The organism is Actinosynnema sp. NPDC002837, assembly GCF_040295345.1.
Lineage (GTDB): Bacteria > Actinomycetota > Actinomycetes > Mycobacteriales > Pseudonocardiaceae > Actinosynnema.
This window is the reverse complement of sequence record NZ_JBEOVG010000036.1, coordinates 61,859-80,020: the sequence shown is the minus strand read 5'-3', so window position 1 is coordinate 80,020 and position 18,162 is coordinate 61,859. Positions and strand designations below refer to the sequence as shown.

Below are 18,162 nucleotides of genomic sequence, written 5' to 3'. Positions count from 1 at the left end.
GCTTGGGGGGGGGGGGGGCCGGGGGCTTTTCCCGGCGTGGCGGACCGGCGGGGCGTTGGCGGCGGGCCTGGCGCGCGGCGCGGCGGCGGCGCCCCCCGGCGGGAGGCCCGGGATGCGCTGCGGCGTGAAGACGGTGCCGCCGTCCCGGTCACCCAGCTGGTACCAGACGTTCACGCCCCAGCCCCACACGCTGCCGTCGTCCAGCACCGCGTACCCGTTGCCGCCCGCGCCGACGACCTCCGCGACCCGGGTCAGGCCGACGACCGGCGTCGGCTTCCTGACGTCCCGCCCCGCACCACCGACACCGGCCTCGCCGTGGGTGTGCGCACCCCAGGCGATGACCGTCCGGTCGGTCCGCACGGCGTAGCCGGTCCGGCTCGACGCCGCCACCGACACGACGCCGCCCAGTCCCGGCACCGGGGTCGGGGTGCCGGTCTGCCCGGACGACGTGCCGTTGCCGAGCTGCCCCTCCGCGTTGCCTCCCCAGGTCCACACGGTCCCGTCCGCGCGCAACGCGTACCGGGTGTCGCCGCCGGCGACGAACTCGGTGACGTCGGTCAGACCGACCACCCGGACCGGCGTCGACGAGCCGGCGCCCGTCGTGCCGACGCCGAGTTCACCGGAGGAGTTGGACCCCCAGGACCACACCGTGCGGTCCGACCGCACCGCGTACGCGGTGCCGCTGGACGCGGCGATGGCGACCACGTCGTCGACGCCCTCGATGCGGACCGGCACGTCGCTGAGGCGCTCGGGTGACGTGCCGGGTCCGAGCTCGTCGGAGTAGTTCATGCCCCAGCCCCAGACGGTGCCGTCGGCGCGCAAGGCGTAGCCGGTGCTCCACGCCGACGCGATCGCGGTGACGTCGGTCAGCCCCCTGACCCGGACCGGCACCGGCGCGAACCCGCCGTCCACGTGCCAGCCGGCGCCGAGTGCGCCGAAGTCGTTCGCGCCCCAGGCCCATACCGTGCCGTCCGCCCGCAGCGCGTAGCGGCCCGCGACGGCGCGCACACCGTCCAGGCCGGACACCAGCCGAGGGGTGTTGTCGCCGTAGTAGGCGTTGGAGCCCGTGCCACCGCCCGAGCCGAGCATCCCGTCGTTGTTCTGGCCCCATGCGTACACGCAACCGCTCGCGCAGGTGGTCGGCACGGGGGCGAAGTACCCGGCCATGTCGACGACCAGGTGCACGCTGCCGGCGCCCGGCCGCAGCACGACCACGCCGGTCATGCCCAACATCACGGCCGCCAGGTTCGGCACCGTGGCGGCGGGCGTGACGTTGAGCGTCGACGACCTGGCGGGGCCGGCACCCCCCGGACCCGCGCTGACGTAGGTGGCCGTGGACGCCTCGGTCGCCGTCACGTTGAGCAGGACCGCGGTCGCGTCGTCGGGGACGGACCCGGTCCAGCCGAGCCACAGGGACTTCGGGTCGTCCGGCCGGGCCGGCGCCGAGGAACGCGTGTCACCGACCCGGACCGGGTCCACCGGGTAGAACCCGAGGCCCTCTCCCGGCACGTAGAACCCGGCGAGGTCGGCGATCAGGTCGACCGTGCCCTGCCGCGTGTAGAGGTCCACGGTCCGGTCGTCCCCCAGCGCGACGGTCACCAGGTTGGCCCGCGTGTCGCCCGGCACGAGGTTGAGGTTCGACGCGGTGGGCCGCGGCTCGCCGTGCGGCCACGCGGTGACGTAGGTGTCGGCGGTGACGTTGGTGGCGGTCAGGTTGAACGTCACGGCGCTCGCCTCGGCCGGGATGACGCCGGTGAGGTCCAACGGGAGCGAGCCGTCCGCGTTCGGCGTGCCGACGCCGGTGCCGGCGCGGGTGTCCAGCACCCGCGCGGCCGGCAACGGCTGGTACCGCGAGCCGGCGTTCGTGGCGTAGTAGCCGGACAGGTCGGCCAGCAGGTGCACCGTGCCGGCGGCGTTGAACAGGTTCACCCGACGGGTCGGGCCCAACTTCACCGTGACCAGGTTGGGGCGGGTCTCACCGGGGACGAGGTTGAGGTTGGACGCGGTGGGGCGCGTGCCGTCCGCGGGCCACACCGTCACGTACGTGTTCGAGGTCGGCTCGGTCGCGGTCACGTTCAGCACCACGGCCGTGGCGTCGGCCGGTGTCCGCGAGGACAGGTCGAGCACCACGCTCTGCCCCGCGCCGACGATCCCGCCACCCGTGCGGGTGTCCAACACGCGCACGGGCGTCACCGGGGTGTAGGCGGACGCCACCGGATCAGCCTCGGCAACGGCCGGTGGAACCACCACCACCGACAGCAGGAGCGCCGCCAACGACACCACGACGCGTCTCGCCATACCCGTTTCCCCTCATCACCCGATCTCGCGGCGGAGCCTAACCCCCGAGCGGGCGCGAACTCGCCCGCGTCCGAGCCGAAGCCCCTGGCAGACCGGACGGCTCCACCTCGCCGAGTCGGCCGTGCCCGCGCGGCCGTTCTACTCGCCCGACGCCTCCCAACGCACTCCGTAGGCCAAGCCCGGGGTGAGGTGGCGGAACCTCAGGTGGATCTCGCCGGCCCGGTCCACCGGGTGTCGGTGGCCCTCGTCGGCCGGGTCCGCGCCGTCGTGCCGGTGAGCGCCGTCCAGCACCCGCACGCGGGGCGGGGTCGGTGCGCCGCCGAAGCGGACCCTCAGGTCGAGCAGGTCCACCGGGTGCTGCGGGACGTACAGGAAGTACGACCGCAGCGCGTGCGCGGTCGGCGGGCGCAAGCGGATCGCGAAGTCGTGCGAGTCGCCACCGTCCACCCGCGCCGGCAGGGCCAGGGTGGAGCGCTCGACCAGCGTGCCGCCGTACAGCACCCGCACGTCGAGGTCGGGCCGGTCCAGCGGCAACGGGGGCGTCAGCGCCAGCTCGCGCAGGCCGTCCCGGTCGGCGACGACCCGGTGCCTCTCGATCACCTCGGGGCGCGGCCGGTCCAGGGTCAGCACGGCGTGCAGCTCGGCGGTGCGCCAACCGCCCGTCGGGGCGTCCCGCCGGGGACGCGGCGCGTCGGCGGCCAGTTCGGCCAGGTGGCTGATGGCCTCGTCGACCCGGCGGCGGACCGTGCGCGGGTCGCGGTCCATCCTGACCGCCGCCCAGTACACCCGGTCCTGGTAGAGGGGCAGCCGGGCCTCGGCGTCGATGGCGAACGCCGCCAGCGTGGCCAGGCGCAGGTCCGCCGGCAGCCGCCCGGCCAGCTCGGAGAGCCGGTCGGACACCTTCCGGCGGATCGCGCCCGGCGCGTCCCCCTCGGTCACCCCGCAGGTCGCGCGCAGGGTCGGTCCCACCCGGTCCCCGATCCTGCCCGCCAGCACGCCGCGACCCTTGCGGAGCGACTTCAGCTCCCGGACCAGGTCCGCGTACGCGTTCATCGCCTCACCCCCGTCGATCTCCACCGCGTTCCGCCGTGCAGCGTGCGGCCGGCCAGTGGACCGGACGTGGACACATCGTGGATGGCCTAGACGCGGTCGGGCCGCCGCGCCGTCCCGGTCACCGACACCGACAGCGCGGTGCCGAGGCGGATGCCGTCCTGGCCGAGGAAGACGCGGAACGTGCCGATGCGGTCGAGCGTGCCGCGGTCGACCGCGCCCAGGCCGAAGGCGATCACGGTCGGGCGCGGCGGCCAAGCGGGGTCCGCCAGCGCGGCGAACGCCGCGGGCCAGGTCGCCGGGTCGGTCGGCCGTCCGTCGGAGGTGAAGAAGACGACCGGGCGGTGCACCCGGGCGTGGCGCGCCTTCAAGGTGCGGACGTCGTGCGCGATCGTCTCGCGCAGCAGGGCGAACGCGGGGCCGAAGTTGGATCCCGTCCGAGGTCTCGCCGCGCTCAGCCCGGTGAGCTCCGCCGCCGGTCGCAGCGGTTGCAGCACGGTGGACGCGGCCGCGAACCCGACCACGCAGACCCTGATCCGCGCGGCGGCCGCCGGGTCGGCGTGCACGGCGCCGCGGAACTCGCGCAGGCCGGCGTTCACCTCGTCGAGGTGGTCGGTCATCGAGAGCGACACGTCGCACACCACGTAGCACGGCAGCACATCGGATCCCATGCGGCTCCTCCATCCCACACCTTTTGCGGACAGGCCGGAGCGTGGCGGGTGTTTGTCTACCGGCGGTGGACCCAAGGCGGATTCCGACACACATTCGGCCACTCGTGCGACATCCGTCGTAGACATCGGCTCGCGAACGCAGGAGGCAGCGTGGAATTTCGGATGCTCGGTCCGTTGGAGGCGTGGCACGGGAGTGCTCGGCTGCCGTTGGGCGACCAGCAGCAGCGGTTCGTGCTCGTGGTGCTCCTGCTGCACGCGAACAGGCCGGTGTCCACCGAGAAGTTGACCGAGATCGTGTGGGGCGGCAACCTCGACCGCCGCAACCTCGTGCGCGGCTACATCAACAAGCTGCGCAAGGCGTTCCAGGGCAAGGACGCGTTGATCGAGACCACGCCGACCGGCTACCTGCTGCGGGTCGACGACGACCAGCTCGACACCCTTCGGTTCGACCGGTTGCGCACGGAGGCGGAGGCAGCGCGCGCCGACGACCCGCGCCGGGCGATCGCGCTGTTACGCGCCGCCGTCGACCTGTGGCGGGGCCGGTTCCTGGAGGACATCGACCACGACCGGGTCGGCGGCACCGAGCTGATGTCACCGGACGACAGCTACTACGACGCGGTCGGCGACCTGGCCGAGCTGGAGCTGGACGCGGGCGACCACCGGTCGGCGCGGGACCGGCTGCGGCCGGTGGTGCGCACCGACCCGGCCCGGCAGAAGCACGCCGGGCTGCTCATGCGGGCGTTGATCGCGAACGGCGACCGGACGGAGGCGGGCCGGGTCTTCCACGCCGCCGAGGCCGCGCTGGCCGAGCAGGGCTGGGAGCCGGGGCCGCAGCTGCGCAAGCTCGCCGCCCGCGCCGAACGCGGCGAGCCGACCAGCTCGCTGCCGTCGCGGGAGGGCGGGTTCACCGGACGTGACGCGGAACTGGAGTCGGTCGAGGCGGTGGCCGCGACACCGGGCGAGCGGCGCGCGGTCTGGGTGAGCGGCGCGCCGGGCGTGGGCAAGACCGGCTTGGCGGTGGAGGCGGCGCACCGGCTGCGGCACCGGTTCCCGGACGGGCAGCTGCTGGTGCGGCTCAACGGCTACACGCCGAACGTGTCCCCGACGACGGTGTCGGACGCTCTGGACCAGCTCCTGGGCGAGCTGGGCGTGCCGCCCGAGCTGATCCCGGCGTCGGTGAACCGGAAGTTCACGCTGTACCAGACGGAGCTGTACGGCACGCGGACGTTGGTGGTGCTGGACAACGCGCACTCACCGGAACAGGTGCGGTCGCTGCTGCCCGAGGAGGCGGGCTGCTTCGCGATCGTGACCAGCAGGCGGGTCGGCGAGCCGGACACCGGCGCGCACCTGCGGCTGCTGGAGCTGCCGCCCGAGGACGCGTTCGCGCTGTTCCGCACGCTGACCGGCCCGCTTCGCCTGCGCGGGCGGTCGGCCGAAGTGGCTGGTGTGGTCAAGCGGTGCGGTTACATGCCGGTGCACATCCGGGTGGCCGCGGCGCTGTTCCGCCGGCACGACGGTTGGCCGTTGGAGCACCTGTTGCGGCAGTTGGAGGAGAGCGGCCCGTGGCCCGCGGACGGCGACGGCGCGGACGGCGCCGCGGTGCGCGTGTCGTACCTGCAGCTCGGCTCGCCGCAGCGGGAGCTGTTCCGGCTGCTCGGCCACCTGCCGGGACCGGACCTCGACGTGACGGGTGCGGCGGCGCTCGCGGGCCGCGAGGTCGCCGGCGTCCGCGCGGTGCTCGACGACCTGCACGAGGTCTGCCTGGTGGAAGAGGTCGCGCCGGAGCGGTACCGGATGCTCGACCCGCTCAAGGAGTTCGCCGCGGCGGAGCCGCCGCCGACCACGCCGACCGAGCACGCGGACGCCCTCCTGCGGCTGCTCGACTTCTACCTGGTCGGTCTGGCGGGCGCGGTCGGCGCCGCCAACCCGTTCGACCGGGCGCAACTGCCCGGCGTGCACCGCACCAGCCGGGTCGTGCCGGCGTTCGGGGACAAGGCCGACGCGACCGCGTGGATCGCCGCCGAGCTGGACAACCTGGTAGCCGCCATCCGCTACGCCGCCGATCACGACCTGCCCGGCCACGCGTGGCGGCTGGCGGTGCTGATCTGGCGCCACTTCAACACCACGAACCGGTTCGAGGACTGGGTCGCGACGATGGAACTGGCGCACGGGGTCGTGTCCGCCGAGCCCGACGAGCACTACGGCCGGGCGCACGTGCAGCTCCGGCTGGCCACCGCCTACGACCGGCTCGGGCGGCTCGAGGAAGCGCTCGACCTGGCCACTCGTGCGTTGGCGGAGTGGCGGTGGCTCGGCGAGGTGCTCGGCGAGGCGGTCACGTTGTGCGCGATCGGCATCCCCCTGATGGAACTCGGCAGGCACGACGACGCGATCGAGCACTTCGAGGCCGCGCTGCAGAAGTACGAGCGGTGCGGTGACGTGCGCGGGCAGGCGCACGCGTTGAGCATGCTCGGCACGTGCGACGAGGAGCGCGGCGACCTCGACCGCGCGTTGGGCCGGCACCTGGCCGCGGTGCCGATGCTGCGCGAGGTCGACCACGTGCACGGACTGGCGCACGCGTTGAACAACCTCGGCTCGGTGCAGCAGCGGCTCGGCCTGGCGGACGAGGCGTTGCAGTCCCATCTGGAGGCGTACGGCCTGGCCGAGCGGCTCGGCGACGACTGCCTGGCGGCCTACGCGCTGAACTACACCGGCAACGTCCACCGGTCGCAGGGCCGGCCGGCCGAGGCCGCGCGGTACCAGGACCGGGCCAGGGAGAAGGCGGCCGGGGTGTCCGACGCCGACCTGCGCACGCGCCTCTTCCTCGACCGCGCCGCGACCGCCTGGGACGGCGGTGACCGGTCGGAGGCGTTGCGCTCCTACAAGGCGGCGCTGGACCTGGCGGCCGGCACCGGTCACCGCGGCCACGAGGCGCACGCCCACCGCGGCGTCGCGCGGGCGTTGCACGCGCTGGGGCAGCACACCACCGCCGCCGGGCACTGGGACGCGGCCGAGGCCGGGTTCGTCGCGCTCGACCAACCCGAAGCGGCCGAGGTCAGGGCGGAGCACGAGGCCCTGACCTGTGCGTGCCGCTGATCTCGTGACCGTGCCCGGCGGGTCGCGGGGACCCGCCGGGCGCACCGGTCAGTACCGCTGCTGCAACACGCGCCGCAGCTCGGGGTAGACCTCTTTGACCGCGCCGTGGTTGCGCCAGCGGGCGAGGGTCCTGGCCAGTTCCCGCAGGTCCGTCCGCACGGTCGCCGAGTCGACCTGCGCCGCGTCGTCCAGCGTGCCGGTCAGCGTCACGCAGCTCTGGTCGATCTCGCCCGCGAGCGCGTGGGCGAGCGAGCGGCGGGCGCCGAACCGGGCCCGTGAGCGGCGGGCGGCGGGCGGCAACCCGGCCAGCTCCCGGTCCAGCACGGCGGCCGACTCGACCGTCCGCCCGAGGTCGCACAACGACCACCCCCTGGCCAGTTCCGCCGGGTCGGGCGCGGTCGAGCCGAGCACGGGGTAGTCGCGGGTCTCGGAGGTGGACGCGCCGAGCAGGTGGGCGGCACGGTCCAGCGCCCGGTCGAAGGAGCCCTTGTCGCCCGCCAGGGCGTGCCCCTGCGCTTCCCGCCGGGAGGCCAGGCCGAGGGTCCGCAGGCTCGCCTGGTCCACGCGTTGCGCCTGGCGGGCCAGGTCGATGGTGCTCGTCGCGTCCTGCCGGTAGAGCGCGAGCCCGGCCTCCCGGACGAGCGCGTAGCTCACGATCTCCCGGTCGCCGCCCGCCCGCGCCAGTTCCGACGCGTGCCGCGTCCACGACAGCGCGCCCTGCTCGTCGCCCGCTTCCTGGTTCATCCAGCCCGTGTACTCGGCGATCCGCGCGGCGAGCAGCAGCAGCCGCGTCCTGATCGGCTGGGGGTTCTCGTGCGCGAGCGCGTGCACCGTGCGCACCAGGGCGACCAGCGGTTCGAGGATCACCACCGGGCTCGTCTGCATGCCGAGGGAGCGCAGGTGCTCGAACGAGGTCCGCATCCCGACGACCACGCGTTCGTCCGGCACCGGTCGGGGCCCGCCCCTGAGCGCCATCCCGAGCACCGTGCCCGTGCCCGCGACCAGCACGTGGCGGCGGTCGAGCGCGAGCCCGGCGTCGGCGAGCCGCTCACGCGCCGAGCGGGCCGCCTCGATGAGCGCGCCGCCCGCGTCCAGCACGCCGTCGCACAGCCGCGCGATCGTCTCGTGCGGCGGCTTCAGGTCGTTCTCGATCTTGCTGAGATAACCCTTGCTGTAGTGCACGCGCTTGGCCAACTGCCCTATCGACAGCCCCGCGGCCTCACGGGATTCACGCAGTAATTCACCAAATGATCCGCTCACCCGAGCCTCCTGATCCGGCTTGATCCCGAGTACACCACTGCTCCTGGCCCGGCGCAATCGCCCGGCCGTCCGCGAAATACCCGCGAACAGCCGGGCGCACATTTGCGGTCCGGTCAGCCGTGCCACGGGTTGCCGTCGGGGCCGACGGTGACCGTGGTGGGCGGCGGGCACTCGTCGAACGACGAGGCCGAGGCGCCGCTGCCCGACGCGAACACGGCGACGACGGCGCACAGACCGGCCAGCGCCACACCGGCCTTGGTCACGAAAAAGGACACGTTCTTGGACATGGCAAATCCTCCACGAGAATTCGGTGAATGCGATCCGGGCGTTTATCCGAAGTCTTCCGCCCTCACCGACAATGATTCACCGACGCAGTGGGGGTGACCAGGTGTTGCCCGTTTCCCGGCGGCCGGGCAACGGGCAACGGCGGCGCATCCACTCCTCGTCCACTTCCGGTCGACAGGCGGTGCCGATGCTGTGCCGGCAGATCAGGACGGCCGGCCACCACGCCGGCGTGAACAGGGAGGTTCGGTCGTGAGCGAGTACGACGTCGCCGTGTCGTTCGCCGAGGAGGAGCGCTCCGCGGTCGAGGAGGTGGTCGAAGCGTTCAAGCAGCGCGGGCTGACCGTGCTGCACGGGCCCGAGCAGACCCACGAGTGGTGGGCGCACAAGGAGGGCGGCGACCTGCCGGACGCGCGGGTGCGGTTCTTCGTCCCGTTCGTCTCGGAGGTCGACGACTTCACCACGGCCGCGCTGCGCGCGGTCAAGGCCGGTGACGAGCACGTGCTGCCGGTGCTGCTCGGCGGCGTGCCCGTGCCGCCGGACCTGCTGCACCCGCACGTCGCCTACGTGCGCGGCACGGCCCCGGACCAGCTCACCGAGGCGTTGGTCGCCCGGATCGAGACGGCGGAGGCGGTCGGTCGGGAACGCGCGCCGGTCACCGAGGTGGTCACCAGGGTCAAGGCCGTCGCCCCGGTGCAGGAGGAGCCGGCGGAGCCGGTCGTCCCCGCCACCTTCAGCCGCTACACCGAGCAGGACGCGACGCTGCGGTACCTGGGCGCACAGTTCGCCGCGGCGCTGCCGAGGCTGGAGCGGCGCGGGTTCGTCGGCACCGCGCACGTCGGCGAGACGCGGATCGCCGTGCGCGTCGAACGGGCGGGCGACACCGTGTACGCGCTCGACATCCAGCGCGGCGGGATCGGCGGCGACGAGACGGTGAACTTCGTGGTCGGCAAGCAGGACGGCGCCGCCGCCCTCACCAACGGCTGGGCGCGTCCGGTCTACGACACCGGCGTGGGCGCGGCCGTGCTGGAGGTGCACGACTTCTCGGTGCTCGGCGGCAGCGGCACGGCCCGCGCCTACCGGCGGGAGGAGCTGTTCACCGCGCTCTGGCAGCGGATCGACGCGGTGCTCGCCGCCACCGTCGGCTGACCGTGCGACCGGACGCGCTCCCCACCCGTCACGGGCGGGGAGCGCGTCTCGTCGTACCCGGGGTCAGCCCTGGTCGTCCCGCGCCCGGTCGAGCACCTCTTCCAACCGCAGCGGGCTCGACGGGTGGTGGCTCAGGCACAGCGGCGCCCGCATCCGGCGGAACCCGAACGTCTCGCCCGTGGCGTAGAACTGACCGCGTTCCAAGCGCGAGATGTCGCCGACCGAACTGCCCTTGGCCCTGGCCATGTCGTTCGCCGCGGCGATCTGCGCCGGGCTCTGCAGCCTGCCGAAGAACTGCGTCGTCGCGTTGCCGACCACCTGGTTGTGCACGCCCTTCGGCGCCTGGGTGGCGAGCAGCAGGCCCAACCCGTACTTGCGGGCCTGCGAGGCCAGCAGGATCGTGGTCCGCGTGCTCGCCGCCTGCCCGACGGACGGCGCGATGGTCTGCGCCTCGTCCATCACGACCAGGCCGCCGAGCGGCCGGTCCACCGCCGGGTTGCGCTTCATCCAGGCGAACACCTCCAGCTGGAGCTGGCTGACGAACCCCTGCCGCTGCTCCTCCGACGGCAACCCGATGAAGCTGATCACCGAGATCCGCGCCCGCTTGCCCGGCGTCGGGGTGAGCAGCACCGCCGGGTCCGTCGGTTCGCCCGCACCGCCGAGCAACGGGTCGTTGACCATCGCGGCCCGCAGCGTCTCCGCCAGGTCCGCCGCCGTCGCGCGGCCGGTGCTGAGCTTGCTCACCCCTTCCGGCAGGTCGTCCAGCACGTCGATGAACGCCGACAGGTCCCGCCCGTCCGTGCGGGCGTAGTGCGTCAGCGCCTCCTTCAGCACCGCCCGGCTGCGGGCGGCGGACTTCGAGTCGCCGCCGACCTTGGCGTGCGGCACGAGGCGGGCCAGCGCCGCCTCGATCGAGGCCGCGAACTCGTCGACGTCCCCGCGCACCTCGGTGAAGTCCGGCAGCGGGTGGAAGCTCAACGGCCGGCCACCGGCGCGTCCCGGCGTCCACACCACCACCTCGGTGTTCGCGAGGTACTCGGCGGCGGTGTCCGCGTCACCCGGCAACCAGTCACCGGGCGCCTCCGGCCACGCGTCACCCAGCCGTGCCAGGTCGTTGTTGGGGTCGAGCACGATCGCCGACACCCCCCGCAGGGCGCACTCCTCGACGATCCGCCGCAACAACACGGTCTTGCCGCTACCCGACCCCGCGAACACGATGGCGTGCTTGCGCAACGACTCCAGCTCGATCCGAACCTCACCGTCCACGCCGAGCACGATCTCCGTCGGCGACGGCGGCTGCGCCCGCGCCGGCGGGGGCCGCGTCTCCTGGTGCCCTGCCGCGGACCGGTCCGACCCGGGCAGGACCTCCCGCAGGAACGTCGTCCGGCTGGCGGGCTTGCGCGCCACCAGCCACGCCAGCAACTGGTGCGTCTGCGCGGCCAGCATCTCCTTGAGCGCGCTGAACGTGCGCAGGTCGTCGTCGGAGATCTCGACCCACCGACCACCGGCCTGCTCCACCTCGGCGAGCTCGGTCCGCGTCTTCGCCCCCTTCCACCCGTCAGGCCCGTTGCGGAGCAGCACCAGGTGCCGGTTCTGGGCGCCGACGCGCGCCGCATCCCGAACCTTCCGCATCCGGTTCAGCACGGACCGGCCGTGCGCGCTGGCGATGAGGCGGAACCCCCAGCGCTCGTCCGTGTCCAGGTCCTCGTCCAGCGTGCGGAGCAACCGGGCGTGCAGGTCGCTGCCACCGTGGAGTTGCTCGGCCTGCCACACCATGTCGTCGTTGCCGACCTCGTTGATCCACGACTTGAGCCCGGCCAGCAACAACGCCGGCATCACGTCGTCCTCGTTGTGCTGCTTCAACTCACCTACCGAAACCTCCGCCTTCTCCCGCAACCGCTCGAACCGGGTGTCGAACTCCTCGAAGTGCTCCGGCTCCAGCCCGACCTCCTCCCGGGGACGCGGCTCGTCAGGCTTCTCGTCGAAGGACGTCAGCTCCCGGACTTCGCCGTGCAGGCACGCCTCGGCGTGCGCGTGGATGCGCTTGAGCAGCACGCGAGGGGTCAGGGTGACCGCCCATCGCACCCCGAACGCGTCCGGGGACACCGGCCAGGTCGGGTGCGGCGGGGTGAACTCGATGCGCCGGTAGACCACCCCGAGCCACTTCTCCACCAGCGCCCGACCGATCACCGGGTCCACGATCGAGCCGAGGAACGGAATCTCGGTGAACCGGTCGGTGACCGTGTCGCTCGCGATGTCGTGCAGCATCTTCCAGGTGTTGGGCAGGCACGCCACTATCGACAGCGTCCGCCTGGTCTTCTCCCGGAGCTTCATCAACCCGTCGGCGATGAGAGCGAGTTCCCCCTTCAGCTCCGGGTTCTTCACCTTCTCGCCGATCACTCCCTGATCGAGGTTGACCAGGGTGTCCAGTTGGTCGACGGCGATCACGCACGGGCCGGTCAGCGCCAGGACCCGCGAGATGTCCCGCACCAGGGTCTGCGCCGGCTTCGACCGGGGTGGCAAACCCCACTCGCCGCCCGCCTCCACCACGCCTTGCAGGTAGGCCAAGCCGATGTCGGCGTGCTCGGACGCGTAAAGCGCGAGTGCCCGGATGGTGTCCGCGCACTCGACCGCGATCCGGGCGTTCACCCCGCGCAGGTGGACGAGGAAGGCAGTCAGGTCCTGCGGGGTCAGCGTCGTCTCGCCCCTGACCGCCGCCGCCACCGCCGCCGGCACCTTCGCTGCCTGGCACAGCTGCCGCAGCAGCACCGTGAGCTGCAGTTCACCGTCATCCGTGCTCCGGCGCAGCTCGCTGCGCATCGCCTCGGCGACGTCGTTCCAGAACTCCTGACCCGTGGTCAGCTCGACCAGGAAGAAGTAGCCTCCTTCGCGCTGCACCATGCGGCGCACCGAGCCGAGCAGGTGGGTCTTGCCGACCCCCTTGCGCCCTTGGAGCACGAGGCCGATGGGACTGGGGCCGGTGCTGGCCCTCGCATCTGCGATACCGGCCAGGATCCGCGTCTCCGCCCTGGCGTGCAGGCCGTCCACGTGCGACGGCGACGTTTCCCAGACGTCGTCGGGCGTCTCGGCGGAGTTGAAGCGGAGAGCGGCCAGTGCCTTGCGCTGTTGCTCGGTCATGATTCCTCGATCGCCACCAGGTGGTTGTCCTCGCCGGCGACCCGGACCGCGGCCGCGTGGTCGGCGTCGGTCAGCACCTTGCGGTTGGAGTCCGGGGCCAGGTGCACCGTGCCGGTCTTCACCATCTCCAGCAGGACCGCGTCGACCTCGTCCTTGTCCGCGCCGTTGAGCTTGGGGCGCAACTTCGCCAACCGCACCCAGTCCTGTGGCTTGACCGACAGCGCCAGGTAGGCGGCGCGGATCACCGACTCCAGGTCCGCACCGGAGCGGATCACCTCCGCCAGGGTGTTCCGCCGCTGGTGGTAGCGGATGAAGCGCCGCAACACCGAGAAGTGCGCCCGCGACAGCGGACCCGACTTGGACGGCGGCTCGCCCGAGGCCAAGTCGTCCATGCACCAGGAGATCCCCTCGTCGGTGATCCGGTGCCAGATCCGGTTCTTCTCCTTCCACGACTGGAGGAGGCCGATGTCGTTCAACCTCTCGCGGCCGTCCTTGCCCAGCCTCACCTTGAGTTCCCGGTCGAGCTCCACGTTGGGCACGTCCCGGCTCTCCAGCATGAGCACGATGAGCGCTGCTCGTTCGTCGTTCCCGAACTTCTCGGGCATGGCTTCGCCTTTCAGTCGGTGGACGTGTCGATCCGGCGGTCGATCCGGTCCAGGAGGGTGTTGATGTCGGTCAGCAGGCCTTGGGAGGCGATGAACCGGCCGTCGTCCGCGTGCGACTTGGACAGCACGCCGAGGTCGACCGAGAAGTCCCGCAACGCCGCCAAGTCGCCGTTGTCGAGCGCGGTCGCCATGCCGTGCACGGTCTCCTCGACCAGCGACAACCGGCCGACGGACGGCAGCCGGTCCGGCACGGCGCGCAGCGCGGCCGCCGCGTTCCGCAGGGCGTCGCGGTCCGGGTCGAGGTCGCCGGCGGACGTGCCGGTGATCATGTCGTGGAGGTCCCGCGCCACGCCCGGCCCGAACTGGAGGTGACGCAGGTTGCGCAGGAAGCCGGGCAGGTTGCGGGGGTCGGTGCCGTCGGTCAGCACGCAGAACAGCCGCCGCTGACCACCGTCCGGGCCGATGGTGTGCCGCAGGAACCGCTCCACCTCGGTGACCTGCCACCGGCTCAACCCCTGGTCCACCACCAGGCACAGGTGCTCGGCCAGCTCGCTGGTCTTGTCCAGGATCTCCAGATCACCGGACGACGACCGCTCGACCCGCACGCCGAAGCCGCGCAACTCCTCCACCAACCGGTCCGCGACGTGCAACGCCGACCGCGGGCTGGACACCAACAAGTCCAGGTTGAAGTCCTGGCGCCGGTCGCGCGCCGACGCCACGTACGCGTCCCGGTTGTCGGCGAGGACATCGGTGCGGTCGAACTGCTGCGCGATCACCGCCGCCACCGTCTCCAGCGCGAACGAGACCTGCCCCGCCGCCGGCGGGCGCTCCTGCAGCACCGACAACTGCTCGCCGAAGCTCCAGAACGGGATGTACGGCAACGTGAGGTGCCGCAACATCTGGTCTTCCGCCACGTTCTTGACCAGCCAGTTGCGGAACAAGGGCCCGACGACTTCGGCGCACTTGCGCCGCCACAGCTCGGCCCGCTCGTACTCCACCGACTCGTCCAGCCGGGACAGGATCGGGAGGACGAGGTGCCGGGGCCGGTCGTAGGGCATGCGGTCGCGCGCGCTGTCGGCGCGGCGCACGACGTCCACGATGTCCTTGAGGTTCTGCTCGTTGGCGGTGAACAGAACAGCCAGCCGGTCGGGCAGGTGCGCCGTGCAGATGCCCGCGATGTCCGAGACGCCGGTCCGGCTGTCGATCAGCACGAAGTCGTAGTCCTCGGTCCACTCCGCCCGACAGCGCTCCAGGAACTCAGCGAACCCCCGCCGGTAGAGCTCTTCCCAGTCGATGCGCTGCATCCGGTCCGTGTACGAGTCGTCGTCACGGCCCGCGGCCAGCAGCGCGAGCGTGCTGCCTTCGACGTCGAGCCGCACGGCGTGCGGTCGCGGGCCCTCCGCTCCGGCGAGGAAGTCGTGGGCGAGGTCGATGACGCCGCCCTCGGGTTGCTGGGCCATCACCGGCTTGAAGTAGTGGTGCAGGCCGGGTGCTTCGAGGTCCCAGTCGACGGCGAGCACGCGGTAGCCCCACCGGGCCAGCAGCACGGCGATGTTGGCCAGCGTGAAGCTCCGCCCGACGCCGCCCTTGTAGGAGTAGAAGGTGATGACGGTCCCTGTGGCCATCAGAACCTCGGCAGAGGAGGTGTCGGGGCGAGCACGGGGTCGGGTGGGTCCACGTCCGGCCAGTCGGGTTGCCAGGGGGGCACCTGCTGGACCAGCGCCACGAGGTCCTCAGCCAGCTTGTTCACCTCGTGGTGGAACCGCACGAATTCGATGGTCTGCTGGTACGCCGGGTCGGGATACGCGAATTCCTTGAAACTTACCCAACCTCGGTGCTTACCCTCGGGCGGGAAGTTGTCCGAGTCCGAGTAGAGAATGGGGTAGATCAGCCCTTGAGGTTTCTCCAGGCTGGCCAGGCCCAGCATCCGCTCCCTCTCCAACATGTTGTGCCACTCGGCCAGGCACCACGGTGAGGCGAAGTACTGCGGGTTCAGCAACTGGATCATGATCTTGCTGTGCCGCAGGGCGTGCCGCAGATCGGACGGCCAGTGCACCGCACGCGGCATTTCCCGGTCGACGTAGATCCTCGGCGTCGGCGCGAACTGGTCGGCCAGACAATCCGACAGCTTTCGGAGGAAGTGGTTCAACAGCCACTGCTGGACGGTTCCACGACGGGCGTAGCTGATGAAGAAATCGAACTTGTAGCCGGACACGCGGCAGATGATATGCAGCAGCCGAGCCCGAAAAACAGACAAAAAAGTGGGCAGTCAGGGCCGTACAGGCCAAAAAGTGGACAATCACGGGACCGCGGCGTCGAGGACGAACCCCGTACCGGACGTCATCCCAACAAGCCCTTGTCGCTCACCACACTGCCGGCGTCCGGCGACAAGGGACCTGCTCAGCACTTACCCCGAGCCGTCACCAGGCGCCGGTCTGCCCACGTCCCGGCACTGCCTGCGGACCGTGCCCGGGCGGCGGGGGCAGCGGCGGGCCGGACGGCGGACCCATCGGACCCGAAGCGGGCGCGGCCGTGATCCGGGTCCGGTCGAACTGCCCGATCGCGACGGCCGCCCCGATCAACGCGACACCGCCGATCGTGAGCCCGAGGTAGCTGAGGGTGTCGACCAGCCCGCCCGGCCCGCTGTACGTGGCCGAATCGGTCCTGCAGGTCATGCGCCCGGACGTCCCGCTGCCCTCGGGCTTGCAGCTCCACGACGCCGTGATCGGACCACCCGTGACCCGGGCGTCGACCGCGATCAGGATGATTCCCAACGCCGCGGTGCCGATGCCGAGAAAGACGAGCAAGGCGCGAACGACCCGAAGAAAGATCACAGCCGCACGTTAACCCGCACACCTCTCGCGCGTCCTCGTATTGCCGCATCCCACGGCCACCCCACGTCGTTCGATCCCGCCCGAGCGCCGAGGAGTCCGGCTACAGGTTCTGAGTGACCCAGGGACCGCAGTCGTCCTCCCGGAAGACGGGCTTGCGATCGACCACCTCGCCTACGCAGACCCGGAAGTCGACCCGCCGCGCGGTGTCCAGCCAGGGCAGGTCGATCGTCTTGGGCGGTATCGGCCTTCCGTCCTTGATCTTCCCGGTCCGACCCGCGGAGTTGGGCCAGGTCCCGGCCTCGGCCCCGTCGGCGCGGACGGTGAGGATGACCGAGCAGCCGTCGCCGAGGTCGTCGGTCAGCACGACTTGGCGTTGGTCCACGACCAGTTCCGCACGGCCCGCGCCGCCGGGGGCATAGGCCGTGGGTCGCGGGGATGCCGAGGCGGACGGCGCGAGGAAGCTGGACGAAGCGGGCGGACGGCACGGCACACCGTCCTCCGCGTTCTTCGTCGGCCCGGTGCTCGCACCACGCTCGGCACCCGACCCGGTGCCGGCGGTGGTCGACCCGCCCTGTTCCCCGGACAAGGCGAAAACGACCACCAACGTGATCACCGCGGCGACCGCCGCACCGCCCGTGAGCCATCCACCGATACGCCTGCCACGGGACAGCACCGACCCTGCCGCGGCCGCACTCGTCGTCGCCGCAGTACCCGTCGTCTCTTGCCGCAATGCGCCGGTCTCCGCCTGCGCGTCCCCGTCCACGTCCGGCATCGCACTCGCAGACCGACCGGATAACCGCCTGGCGGTATTCGCGCGGTCGAGCAGGCCCACCCAGTCGCATTGGCGTTCCGCGCCGAGCACACGCATCACCACCAGGAGCTTGTCAGGCGCCCTGGGCAGCCGCCGATTGCTGACCCATTCCCTGACACTGGATTCGGAGACCTCGACGTCGTACTTCTCCAGCGCGTCTTTCGAGATGCGCTTGAAGGACGGACTGCCCGCACGCCGGAACGCGCGGTCGAACTCGTCCCAGAATTCCTGCTCCGCGTGGTCGCCGTCGCCGGTCACTCCGCCATTGTGCTCCCGCGGGCACGTGAGGGGTCCTCAGGGGCGCGAGTCGCGTGTGAGTCGTTTCCGACCAGGCCCGATGCCGTGTCGACTGGTCACGCACGGCCCGTGGAAGCGACTCAGGAGGAGTTGAGGACGGATGCGAGTCCGACGTGTCACCCGGTTGCGAACGGCGGCCCTGACCGCGATAGCGGCCACAGCGCTCACGATCCTGGGGGTGAGTCCCGCCGACGCGTCCGCCGACAGGTGCGGCGGGACCCCGATCGCCGTGGCCGAAACCGAACGTGACGCCAACATAGTCGGCAAGTACACCTATTACCTGCACGTGAAATCCGAGCTCTACCGGTGCGGCGGATATGTGCACGCCCACCACTACGTGTACCTCGACGCCAGTCGGATGCCGCTGGGCACCACCGTGCGGGTGTTCCTCTCGACCCGCCGCAGCGACGGCAAGTGGCACGGCGGCACCACCACGATGGCCTCGTCGCAGAACGTCAGCGCCCAAGGCTTCAAACAAGTCCGCGGCGTGGGCGGCGGGCTGTCGGTGACCCACGTCCGACTGGGCCACTTCGCCGAACCCGGCCAAACCATGATCACCCCCTCGTCGACCAGGACCGCCCGCTACGTGCCCTGGTCCGGCCCGGAAGCAAGCCCTCGGCGCTGACCGGGACGAGCCCACCACGTCCGACCTGACCACCGCCGGGGCACGTCGC

General features: G+C 71.9%; 14 protein-coding genes. 3 read left to right on the top strand and 11 right to left on the bottom strand.

The window, feature by feature from the left end; genetic code table 11:
• The 3 genes from ABTZ99_RS23875 to ABTZ99_RS23865 all read right to left on the bottom strand — a co-directional run.
• Window positions 1-2,298 (bottom strand): RCC1 domain-containing protein (locus ABTZ99_RS23875; RefSeq protein ID WP_499614060.1); only part of this gene is annotated, 2,298 nt, incomplete at its 3' end.
• A 138-nt stretch (window positions 2,299-2,436) separates the two neighbouring features.
• Window positions 2,437-3,351: a hypothetical protein gene (locus tag ABTZ99_RS23870; RefSeq protein WP_498785489.1), complete on the bottom strand. Its 915-nt coding sequence runs from the start codon at window positions 3,349-3,351 to the stop codon at window positions 2,437-2,439.
• An 86-nt stretch (window positions 3,352-3,437) separates the two neighbouring features.
• Window positions 3,438-4,019, bottom strand: a complete 582-nt coding sequence (locus tag ABTZ99_RS23865) for a vWA domain-containing protein (protein WP_498785491.1) — start codon at window positions 4,017-4,019, stop codon at window positions 3,438-3,440.
• A gap of 150 nt (window positions 4,020-4,169) precedes the next feature.
• Between ABTZ99_RS23865 and ABTZ99_RS23860 the strand changes: the two genes are divergently transcribed.
• Window positions 4,170-7,112 carry an AfsR/SARP family transcriptional regulator gene (locus ABTZ99_RS23860; protein WP_499614056.1) on the top strand — a complete coding sequence of 981 codons (2,943 nt, stop codon included), beginning with the start codon at window positions 4,170-4,172 and terminating at the stop codon, window positions 7,110-7,112.
• A gap of 48 nt (window positions 7,113-7,160) precedes the next feature.
• On the opposite strand, the gene ABTZ99_RS23855 is transcribed toward ABTZ99_RS23860, so the two are convergent.
• Both ABTZ99_RS23855 and ABTZ99_RS23850 read right to left on the bottom strand, forming a co-directional pair.
• Window positions 7,161-8,372, bottom strand: coding sequence for a helix-turn-helix domain-containing protein (locus ABTZ99_RS23855; protein WP_498785495.1), 1,212 nt, complete (start codon window positions 8,370-8,372; stop codon window positions 7,161-7,163).
• Between the two features lie 113 nt (window positions 8,373-8,485).
• Window positions 8,486-8,659 carry a hypothetical protein gene (locus ABTZ99_RS23850; RefSeq protein WP_499614053.1) on the bottom strand — a complete coding sequence of 58 codons (174 nt, stop codon included), beginning with the start codon at window positions 8,657-8,659 and terminating at the stop codon, window positions 8,486-8,488.
• 247 nt (window positions 8,660-8,906) lie between these two features.
• Here ABTZ99_RS23850 and ABTZ99_RS23845 point away from each other — a divergent pair, with 247 nt between their 5' ends.
• A complete protein-coding gene (locus tag ABTZ99_RS23845; RefSeq protein ID WP_499614051.1) occupies window positions 8,907-9,803 on the top strand; it encodes a hypothetical protein in 897 nt (298 codons plus the stop codon).
• A gap of 63 nt (window positions 9,804-9,866) precedes the next feature.
• On the opposite strand, the gene ABTZ99_RS23840 is transcribed toward ABTZ99_RS23845, so the two are convergent.
• The 6 genes from ABTZ99_RS23840 to ABTZ99_RS23815 all read right to left on the bottom strand — a co-directional run bounded on the left by ABTZ99_RS23840 (window position 9,867) and on the right by ABTZ99_RS23815 (window position 17,449).
• Window positions 9,867-12,941 (bottom strand): ATP-binding protein, encoded by a 3,075-nt coding sequence (locus tag ABTZ99_RS23840; protein WP_499614048.1) that lies wholly within the window; start codon window positions 12,939-12,941, stop codon window positions 9,867-9,869.
• Window positions 12,938-13,546 (bottom strand): hypothetical protein, encoded by a 609-nt coding sequence (locus ABTZ99_RS23835; RefSeq protein WP_499614045.1) that lies wholly within the window; start codon window positions 13,544-13,546, stop codon window positions 12,938-12,940. Before ABTZ99_RS23835 ends, ABTZ99_RS23840 begins: the two co-directional genes overlap by 4 nt.
• Before the next feature lie 11 nt (window positions 13,547-13,557).
• Window positions 13,558-15,171, bottom strand: a complete 1,614-nt coding sequence (locus ABTZ99_RS23830; RefSeq protein WP_499614042.1) for a tyrosine-protein kinase family protein — start codon at window positions 15,169-15,171, stop codon at window positions 13,558-13,560.
• Window positions 15,171-15,761 (bottom strand): TIR domain-containing protein, encoded by a 591-nt coding sequence (locus ABTZ99_RS23825; RefSeq protein WP_499614039.1) that lies wholly within the window; start codon window positions 15,759-15,761, stop codon window positions 15,171-15,173. The genes ABTZ99_RS23830 and ABTZ99_RS23825 overlap by 1 nt, the downstream gene beginning before the upstream one ends.
• A 205-nt stretch (window positions 15,762-15,966) precedes the next feature.
• Window positions 15,967-16,353, bottom strand: coding sequence for a hypothetical protein (locus ABTZ99_RS23820; protein WP_499614036.1), 387 nt, complete (start codon window positions 16,351-16,353; stop codon window positions 15,967-15,969).
• Between the two features lie 127 nt (window positions 16,354-16,480).
• Window positions 16,481-17,449 (bottom strand): hypothetical protein, encoded by a 969-nt coding sequence (locus ABTZ99_RS23815; protein WP_499614034.1) that lies wholly within the window; start codon window positions 17,447-17,449, stop codon window positions 16,481-16,483.
• Window positions 17,450-17,666: 217 nt separating this feature from the next.
• Between ABTZ99_RS23815 and ABTZ99_RS23810 the strand changes: the two genes are divergently transcribed.
• Window positions 17,667-18,113 (top strand): hypothetical protein, encoded by a 447-nt coding sequence (locus ABTZ99_RS23810; protein WP_499614032.1) that lies wholly within the window; start codon window positions 17,667-17,669, stop codon window positions 18,111-18,113.
• The last annotated feature ends 49 nt before the right edge of the window (window positions 18,114-18,162 follow it).

Coding starts and splice junctions, on each gene's coding strand:
- ABTZ99_RS23865 (WP_498785491.1), bottom strand. CDS start 4,019: ATGGGATCCGATGTGCTGCCGTGCTACGTGGTGTGCGACGTGTCGCTC.
- ABTZ99_RS23850 (WP_499614053.1), bottom strand. CDS start 8,659: ATGTCCAAGAACGTGTCCTTTTTCGTGACCAAGGCCGGTGTGGCGCTG.
- ABTZ99_RS23830 (WP_499614042.1), bottom strand. CDS start 15,171: ATGGCCACAGGGACCGTCATCACCTTCTACTCCTACAAGGGCGGCGTC.
- ABTZ99_RS23870 (WP_498785489.1), bottom strand. CDS start 3,351: ATGAACGCGTACGCGGACCTGGTCCGGGAGCTGAAGTCGCTCCGCAAG.
- ABTZ99_RS23840 (WP_499614048.1), bottom strand. CDS start 12,941: ATGACCGAGCAACAGCGCAAGGCACTGGCCGCTCTCCGCTTCAACTCC.
- ABTZ99_RS23835 (WP_499614045.1), bottom strand. CDS start 13,546: ATGCCCGAGAAGTTCGGGAACGACGAACGAGCAGCGCTCATCGTGCTC.